At 68.6% G+C, this 8,210-nt stretch carries 8 protein-coding genes; 6 read left to right on the plus strand and 2 right to left on the minus strand.

Annotation, left to right across the window (positions count from 1 at the left end; genetic code table 11):
* Both HC022_RS14260 and HC022_RS14265 read right to left on the minus strand, forming a co-directional pair.
* Nucleotides 1–1,581, minus strand: a 1,581-nt coding sequence (locus HC022_RS14260; protein WP_167452892.1) for a DEAD/DEAH box helicase, incomplete at its 3' end; no start/stop codon positions are given.
* Nucleotides 1,582–1,774: 193 nt separating this feature from the next.
* Complete coding sequence (locus HC022_RS14265) at nt 1,775–2,809, minus strand: LacI family DNA-binding transcriptional regulator (RefSeq protein ID WP_089962540.1); 1,035 nt, start codon at nt 2,807–2,809, stop codon at nt 1,775–1,777.
* 151 nt (nt 2,810–2,960) lie between these two features.
* Here HC022_RS14265 and HC022_RS14270 point away from each other — a divergent pair, with 151 nt between their 5' ends.
* The 6 genes from HC022_RS14270 to HC022_RS14295 form a co-directional block, all read left to right on the plus strand.
* Nucleotides 2,961–3,974: a TRAP transporter substrate-binding protein gene (locus HC022_RS14270; protein ID WP_167452893.1), complete on the plus strand. Its 1,014-nt coding sequence runs from the start codon at nt 2,961–2,963 to the stop codon at nt 3,972–3,974.
* Nucleotides 3,974–4,507, plus strand: a complete 534-nt coding sequence (locus HC022_RS14275; RefSeq protein ID WP_167452894.1) for a TRAP transporter small permease — start codon at nt 3,974–3,976, stop codon at nt 4,505–4,507. Before HC022_RS14270 ends, HC022_RS14275 begins: the two co-directional genes overlap by 1 nt.
* Nucleotides 4,504–5,781 (plus strand): TRAP transporter large permease, encoded by a 1,278-nt coding sequence (locus tag HC022_RS14280; protein WP_167452895.1) that lies wholly within the window; start codon nt 4,504–4,506, stop codon nt 5,779–5,781. The genes HC022_RS14275 and HC022_RS14280 overlap by 4 nt, the downstream gene beginning before the upstream one ends.
* An 8-nt stretch (nt 5,782–5,789) precedes the next feature.
* Nucleotides 5,790–6,329, plus strand: coding sequence for a VOC family protein (locus HC022_RS14285; RefSeq protein WP_167452896.1), 540 nt, complete (start codon nt 5,790–5,792; stop codon nt 6,327–6,329).
* A gap of 8 nt (nt 6,330–6,337) precedes the next feature.
* A complete protein-coding gene (locus tag HC022_RS14290; protein ID WP_167452897.1) occupies nt 6,338–7,603 on the plus strand; it encodes a ribulose-bisphosphate carboxylase large subunit family protein in 1,266 nt (421 codons plus the stop codon).
* 1 nt (nt 7,604) lies between these two features.
* Nucleotides 7,605–8,210: four-carbon acid sugar kinase family protein (locus HC022_RS14295; RefSeq protein ID WP_167452898.1), on the plus strand; the 606-nt coding region annotated here is incomplete at its 3' end.

The following is an 8,210-nucleotide window of genomic DNA, read 5'->3' on the forward strand; positions in this document are numbered from 1 at the left end:
GCTGAAGGTGGGAACGCCCTCGACCAGACGCGCCGAGATGCCTTCCTCGAGCAGACCGCCCTCGCCCAGCGAGGCGACGAAGCCCTCGACGCTGGGCTCGGCGAGCTCGACGAAGGTTTCGGAATCCTGCACCCGGATAGCACCGATCGACGCCTTGTCGAGGTTGCCCGCGCGGCACAGCAGCGGCAGCAGCCAGCGTGCCTCGGCGCGGTTGTCGCGGCCGACCGAGAGCGTCACCCAACGGCTCGGGCCAAAATCGCGCGGCTCGCGCGCGGCGGGCTTGGTGTCCGGCGGCAGCAGTTCCTCGGCCGCGGCGTGGCGGGCCTGGTAAAGCCGCAGGTAGGCGGCCGCGATGACCTCGGGCTGGTGCAGCGCCAGCAGCTTCTCGGCGAAGGCGCCCTGCTCCTCGGTCAGCGGCTCGGACCAAACGGGATCGGCCAGCAGCCGCTCCTCGTCCTTGCGCTGGATGTCGTCGACCGAAGGCGCCACGGTCCATTCCGCCGAGATCTTCGCCCATTTCAGCAGGCGCTCGGCTTTCTTCGCCACCTTCGACGGCACGATCAGCGCCGAGATGCCCTTGCGCCCGGCGCGGCCGGTACGGCCCGAACGGTGCAGCAGGGTCTCGGTGTTGGTCGGCAGGTCGGCGTGAATCACGAGGTTCAGGTTCGGCAGGTCGATGCCGCGCGCTGCGACGTCGGTGGCGACGCAGACCCGGGCCCGGCCGTCGCGCATCGCCTGCAGCGCGTGGCTGCGCTCGGTCTGGCTCAGCTCGCCCGAGAGGCTCACCGTTGCCAGCCCACGGTTCGCGAGGCGGGCGGTCAGGCGGCTCACCGCGGCGCGGGTGTTGGCGAAGACGATGGCGCTTTCGTCGTCGTGGAAGCGCAGCAGGTTGAAGATCGCGTGCTCGACATCCGACTGTGCCACGCGGATCGCCTGGTAGGAGATGTCGGCGTGCTGGCTGGCGCTGTCGACGGTGTTCACCCGGCGCGCGTCGCGCTGGTAGCTCTTCGCCAGCGTCGCGATCATCGGCGGCACGGTGGCCGAGAACAGCAGCGTGCGGCGGTCTTCGGGCGCCTCGCCCAGCATGAACTCGAGATCCTCGCGGAAGCCGAGGTCGAGCATCTCGTCGGCCTCGTCCAGAACCACGGCGCGGATCGCGCTCAGGTCAAGCGACTCGCGCTCGATGTGGTCGCGCAGACGGCCCGGGGTGCCCACGACGATATGCGCACCGCGCTCGAGCGCGCGCCGTTCCTGCCGCACGTCCATGCCCCCCACGCAGGAGGCAACCACGGCGCCGGTGCGGGCGAAGAGCCAGGTCAGCTCGCGCATCACCTGGAAAGCAAGCTCGCGGGTCGGTGCGACCACCAGCGCCAGCGGCGCGGCGGCGGGACCGAAGCGGGTCTCGTCGCCCAGCAGCGTCGGCGCGATGGCGAGGCCGAAGCCCACGGTCTTGCCCGACCCGGTCTGGGCCGAAACCAGCAGATCCAGTCCCGCGAGTTCGGGTGCGATCACGGCCTCCTGGACGGGGGTAAGGGTGTCGTATCCGCGCTCGGAAAGCGCATCGGACAGGGGAGTGATCATAGTGAGAGAGTCCATGGAGAAGGTCGGCAGAGGGCCTGCCGGGCTGTGAGCCGTGGTGGGTCGCCGTACGCGACACGAAAAAACTGCCTTTAGCGGGAGTCGTCGCGAAAGTATATGCCCAATCTGCGGGAATTCGCAGATATTCCGGCGTTTGCCGCGGAATGCCACGCCAGCGGGCACGGCACGCGGGGGCTCAGGGCAGGTTCTCGCGGAAGTAGATGTCGAACTTGAGAGGGCGCGCGACAGGTGCCTGCTCCGACAGACAGCGCAGCGCCCGGTCGACCAGCGCGTCGGGGTCCTGGTCAAAGATCACGTCCATCGCTCCTTCGACCACTGCCCGTCGCGTGTCGGGCGTGAGCCCGTGGCCGATGAACACCACCTCCAACCGGTCGCGCTCGCGCATGGCCCGGGTGATCCCCCCCGACGACCCGCCAACGTTGTAGATTCCCACGAGGTCCGGTGCCTGGTCGAACAGCCCCAGCGTGTGGCGATAGTTCTCGCCCGCGTCGTCGTGGCCCTCGCGCATGCCAACGACGCGAAGATGCGGGAACAACTCCTCGAGAATGCTGAGAAACCCCGCCTCGCGTTCGGAATGGGCCCGGTAGTGTCGCGAGCCCGCCACCAGCGCCACCGAGCCGCTCGGCTGTTTCGCGAGCCGCCCGATCAGCAGCCCGGCGGTGCGCCCCACGGCGCGGTTGTCGAGCCCCACATGCGGGATCTCGGGCAGGCTGCCGAGGTCCGAGACGATGGTCACCAGCCGCGTGCCGGCGGCGAGCACCTCGACCGCGGCCTCGCGCACGAGCGGGTGCTCGATGGCGAAGAAGGCGATTCCATCGGCCCAGCCCGCGTTGCGCCGGAGCGCCTCGGCGAGGGCCTGTGCGTTGAAGCTCTCGATGAAATAACAGCGCAGGAAGGGATCGTCCGGGGCCGAGCGTTCGACCCGCTCGCGCAGCTGATCGCCCAGCAGCCGCAGGTAGGGATTCGAGCCCGAGGGCAGCAGCACCACGATGTTGCGCGGACGTTCGGCTTCGTAGAATCCGCCCTGCGTTTCGGTGAGATAGCCCAGCTCGCGGGCGATCTCGAGCACCCGCTGGCGGGTGCGCTCCTTGACGCCCTTGCGGCGGTTCACCACCCGGTCGACCGTCGCGAGCGACACCCCGGCCCGTTCGGCGATGTCGGTCAGAAGCGGCCGCGCGCTTGCCGGGGCAGTTTCTGACTTGTCCCTCATGATACCTCAAAACCCATCATTAACTTTGCTTTGACCTATGCTGCTCCGGAATCCTAGACTTCGTCAATACATACTGAAAATTCGAGATGACGCCGGAAGCTCTCCGGATGAGACCTCAGAATGCGTCAAAATTTCTTTGGGAGGAGATCAGATGCACTACGCCCCCGGACTGACCCGCCGCAGCCTGCTGCTGACCGGCGCAGGCGCCCTCGCGGCGCCCTTCATCGCGCGCCCGGCCTTTGCCGCGACGACGCTGCGCTACGGCCACAACAACGAGGTGGCTTCGGTCGCCGGTGCGCAGGCGGACTGGTTCGCCGAGGCGCTTGGTCAGACCTCGGGCGGCGACGTCACGGTGCAGGTCTTCCCCAACAGCCAGCTCGGCAAGCTGCAGGAACTGGCCGAGGCGGTGTCGCTCGGCACCATCGCCTTCTCGCACAACACCGCCGGCGCGCTCGGCTCGCTCTATCAGCCCTTCGCGGCTCTCGACACGCCCTACCTCTACCGTGACGTGGACCACCTGATGAAGGTGACCGACGTGGAAAGCCCGGTGATGCAGGAGCTGAACGAGGGCCTGATCGCCGCCGCCAACGTGCGGGTGATCTACGCCCACTACTTCGGCCGCCGGAACCTGACCTGCAACAAGGCGGTGATGTCGCCCGAGGATCTGGCGGGCGTGAAGATCCGCGCCGTGCCCTTCCCGATCTACACCACCGCGGTCGAGGGCATGGGCGCCGTGGCCGTGCCGGTCGACTGGTCCGAGGTGCCCACCGCGCTCGCCACCGGCGTCGTGCAGGGGCAGGAGAATCCTGTCAATGTGGTGCTCAACGTCAAGCTCTACGAGGTGCAGTCCCATCTCATGCTGACCGGTCACATGTCCAACGCCGAGGTCGTCGTGATGAACGAGGACGTCTGGCAGGACATGAGCGACAGCCAGAAGGACGCCGTGCGCGAGGCCGCCCGGATGACCCGGGAAAAGGCCACCATGGCGATCCTCGACAACGAGGAGACCGAGACCCAGAAGCTGCGCGATCTCGGCATGACGGTGATCGGCGAGGCCGAGGGCCTGCAGCTCGACGCCTTCCGCGCCTCGGTCAGCAAGCTGGTCGACGAGCGTTTCGGCAGCGAATACGGCGAACTCTACGCCAAGATCGACGCGGTCGCCTGATGGCACGGGAAACTCCGGGCCGCGCGTCACTCGCGCGGCTCGTCCAGTGCGGCATCTGGCTTGGCATGGCGTTGCTCGCGCAGATGGCCTTCCTTGTGGTGCTGCAGGTGGCGGCGCGCAACTTCCTCGACCTCGGGCTGCCCTGGGCGGACGAGCTGGCGCGGTTCTCGTGCATCGGGCTGGTGTTCCTGTCGGTGCCCTGCCTCGCCGGGCGCCAGGTGCTGGTGGCCGTGACCATGCTGCCCGACATGTCGCCCAAGGGCGTCCGCAAGGCGATGACGCTGATCGCCGACCTCGCCACGCTCGCCTTCGCCGTGCTGATGCTCTGGAGCTTCGCCGAGTTCCTGCCCCGCGCCGGCAAGTTCCTGACGCCCGCCATGCAGGTGCCGAACTGGGTCTACTACAGCCTCGCGCTCACCGGCAGCCTCTTCCTTGCCGCCGTCGCCCTCACCCGGGTCGTCTCCGCCCTGCGCGGACGGCTGCCCGGCGCCGCCTATCATGATAACCGGGACGAGACCGGACTGCCCATATGAGCCTTCTCCTTCTGAGCATTTTCGCCGTGCTGCTGGCCCTCGGCGCGCCGATCGCCGTGTGCCTCGGCCTGTCCTCCGCCGTGGTGATCGTCACCCAGGGCCTGCCGGTCTCGGTGCTGGCGCAGCGCAGCCTGAACGCGCTGGACAGCTCGCCGCTGCTGGCGGTGCCGCTGTTCATCTTCGCCGCCTCGCTGCTCAACGCGACCGGCGTGACCACCCATCTCTTCGACCTCGTGCGGATGATCTTCGGCCGCATCCGGGGCGCCGTGGCGCAGGTGAGCGTCTTCGTCTCGCTGATCTTCTCGGGTGTCTCCGGCGCGGCGCTGGCCGACATCGGCGCGCTGGGGGCGATCCAGATCAACCAGATGAAGGCACAGGGCTACCGCGAGGATTTCGCGGCCGGGCTCACCGTGGCCGCCGCCACCATCGGCCCGATCTTCCCGCCCTCGATCCCGATCATCATCTACGCCTCGGTCGCCAACGTCTCGGCTGTGAAGCTGCTGCTCGCGGGCATCGTCCCGGCCCTTCTGCTGACCGCGCTGCTGATGGCGCAGGTCGCCATCGTCGCCCGCGTCAAGGGCCTGCCCCGCGACGACGTCAGCGCCAGACCCCGCGACGTGGCGAAAAAGGCCGCGATCTCGTTCCCCGCGCTTTTGGCGCCGGTGCTGCTGATCGGCGGGCTGATGAGCGGCTACTTCGGGCCCACCGAGGTGGCGGGCGTGACCGTGGCCTATGCCATGCTGATCGGCATCTTCATCTACCGATCGCTCAACGGCCGGGCGATCCTCGAGGCGCTGCGCGACACGGTCGAGGCCACGGCGAACATCCTCTTCGTGGTCGCCACCGCCGCGCTCTTCGCCTGGGTTCTGACGCTGGATCAGATTCCGATGAAGGCCTCGGCGCTGCTGCTCGGCCTCTCCGAGAACCCGCTGGTGCTGCTCCTGCTGGTCAACGTCCTGTTGCTGATCGTCGGCATGGTGCTCGAGAGCATCGCCGCCATCCTGATCATCGCACCCATCGTGGCGCCGGCGCTGACCGCCGCCGGGGTGGATCCGCTGCAGCTGGGCATCGTCTTCGTGCTGAACCTGATGATCGGCCTGCTGACCCCGCCCGTCGGCATGAGCCTCTACATGATCACCATCATCACCAAGATGCCCATCTCCAAGGTGATCGCCGGGGTGATGCCCTTCTTCATCCCGCTGCTCCTGTCCCTGCTGGTGGTCTCCGCCGTACCTGCGCTGTCCACCTGGCTCCCCGAAATCCTGATGAACTGAGGTTCCCCATGAGCACCTTTCTTGGCCCAATCCGCCAGCTCGGCTACGTCGTCGACGACATCGAGGCGGGCATGAAATACTGGTCCGAGACCATGGGCGTGGGCCCGTGGTTCTACAATCCGCAGGTTCCGATCGAGGATTACCGCTTCGACGGCGAAAGCTACCCGCCGCACAACTCGGTGGCACTGGCGAACTCCGGCCCGATGCAGGTCGAGCTGATCCAGTGCCGCAACGACGTGCCGTCGATGTACCGCGACTACATGCAGAAGGGCCTGCGCGGCCTCCAGCACGTGGCGTTCTGGACCAGGGACTACGACGCCGACCTGCAGATGATGCTGGACCGTGGATTCACCGTGAAGATGTCGGGCTGCGTCGGGCAGAACGGCCGCTTCGCCTATTTCGCCGAAGAGCATCACCCGGGCACCTGCATCGAGCTCTCCGAGGTGCTGGGGCCCAAGGGCACCATGTTCGACATGATCCGCGACGCCTCCGAGGGCTGGGACGGCTCCGACCCGGTGCGGCCCTTCCCGGACCTGTCGAAGCTCTGAGGCCGGCGATGGAACGGATCGTCGCCGAATACCTGCTCGAGACCCCCTACCCGCCCGAAGACGTGGCAGCGATGATGGCGGGCGAGCAATCCTCGGGTACCTTCGTCCGCGTCGCGGGCGAGACCGACGAGCTGCGCGCCCGCGCCGCCGCCGAGGTGCTCTCGGTCGAGCTGCTGGAGGAGGCGGCGGCGCCGGCGTTGCACTCGGCCTACGTCGCCCGCAAGGCGCCCCCCGGCCCCTTCCGCCGCGCCCGCGTGCGCATCGCCTTCCCGACCGGCAACATCGGGCGCAACCTGCCGACGCTGGCAGCGACGGTCTCGGGAAACCTCTACGACATCGGCGAGATCACCGGGCTGAAGCTTGTGTCGCTCGAGATTCCGGGGAGCTATCGCGCCCGCTACCCGCTGCCGGTTCACGGCATCGCCGGGACGCGCAGGATCCTCGGCGTCGCGGACCGACCGATCTTCGGCACCATCATCAAGCCCAACGTCGGCATGCGCCCGGCCGAGATCGCGTCGCTGGTCGACCAGCTCTGCGCCGCGGGCGTCGACTTCATCAAGGATGACGAGGTCTGCGCCAATCCCGACATCGCGCCCCTGTCGGAGCGCGTGCCCGCCGTGATGGAGGTGATCCGCAATTGGGAGGACCGCACCGGGCGCCGGGTGATGATGGCCTTCAACATCACCGACGAGACCGACGCCATGCGCCGCCACGCCGATCTCGTCCGGGACGAGGGCGGCTCCTGCGTCATGGCAAGCCTCAACTGGTGCGGCCTCTCGGGGATGGAGACGCTGCGCGCCCACACCGATCTGGCGATCCACGCCCACCGCAACGGCTTCGGCGCGATGAGCCGCCATCCGCTTCTGGGCATGGGCTTCCAGGCCTATCACGCGCTCTACCGCCTCGCGGGGATCGACCACATGCACGTGCACGGCATCGGCGGCAAGTTCGTCGACACCGCGGACGAGGTCAGCGAGGCCGCCCGCGCCTGCCTGCAGCCGCTCGGCAAGGACGGGCCCGCCGATGCGGTGATGCCCGCCTTCTCGTCAGGGCAATGGGCCGGGACCCTGCCGCAGACGCTGCAGGCGGCGCAGTCGCATGACCTGATGTTCATGTGCGGCGGCGGCATCCTCGCCCATCCCGGCGGGCCGCAGGCGGGCATCGCCTCGCTGCACGAGGCCTATGACGTGTTGAAGGCGGGCCGCTCGCTGCAGGACGGCGCCATCGCCCACAAGGCGCTCGCCGGGGCGCTGGACTTCTTCGGGGCGCGCTGAGATGGGCGCACGGATCGTCTTCGTCGGCGACGACTTCACCGGCGCTTCGGACAGCCTCGCCACCTACACGCGCGGCGGGCTGCGGACGCGGATGCTGATGTCGCCCGAGGCCGGGACGAGCGGGCTCGACGTGCTGGGCCTGCCCACGGACCTGCGCTCGCTGCCGCCCGAGCAGGTGCGGACCGAGGTCGCCCGGCTCTGGCCACGCATCGCCGCCGAGGCGCCCGGGGTGCTGCACCTCAAGGTCTGCTCGACCTTTGATTCCGCGCCGCATATCGGCTCCATCGGCGCGGTCGCGCTGGCGCTGGCCGAGCGTTTCGCCCCCGACATCGTGGCGGTGATCGGCGGCCAGCCGAGCCTCGGGCGCTACTGCGTCTTCGGCAACCTCTTCGCGCGCGGGCCCGACGGCGCCGTGCACCGCATCGACCGCCACCCGGTGATGAGCCGCCACCCGGTCACCCCGATGGGCGAGGCGGATCTTGCCCTGCATCTCGGGCGACAAGGGCTGGAAGGGCTGTCGAAGCTCGGCCACGCCGAGCTTGCCGATACCGCAGGCTGCGTCGCGCGGTTCCGCACCGGACCGGTGCTGTGCGATGCTGTTTCGGAT

Source organism: Salipiger sp. HF18 (assembly GCF_011806505.1).
Taxonomy (GTDB): Bacteria; Pseudomonadota; Alphaproteobacteria; order Rhodobacterales; family Rhodobacteraceae; genus Salipiger; species Salipiger thiooxidans.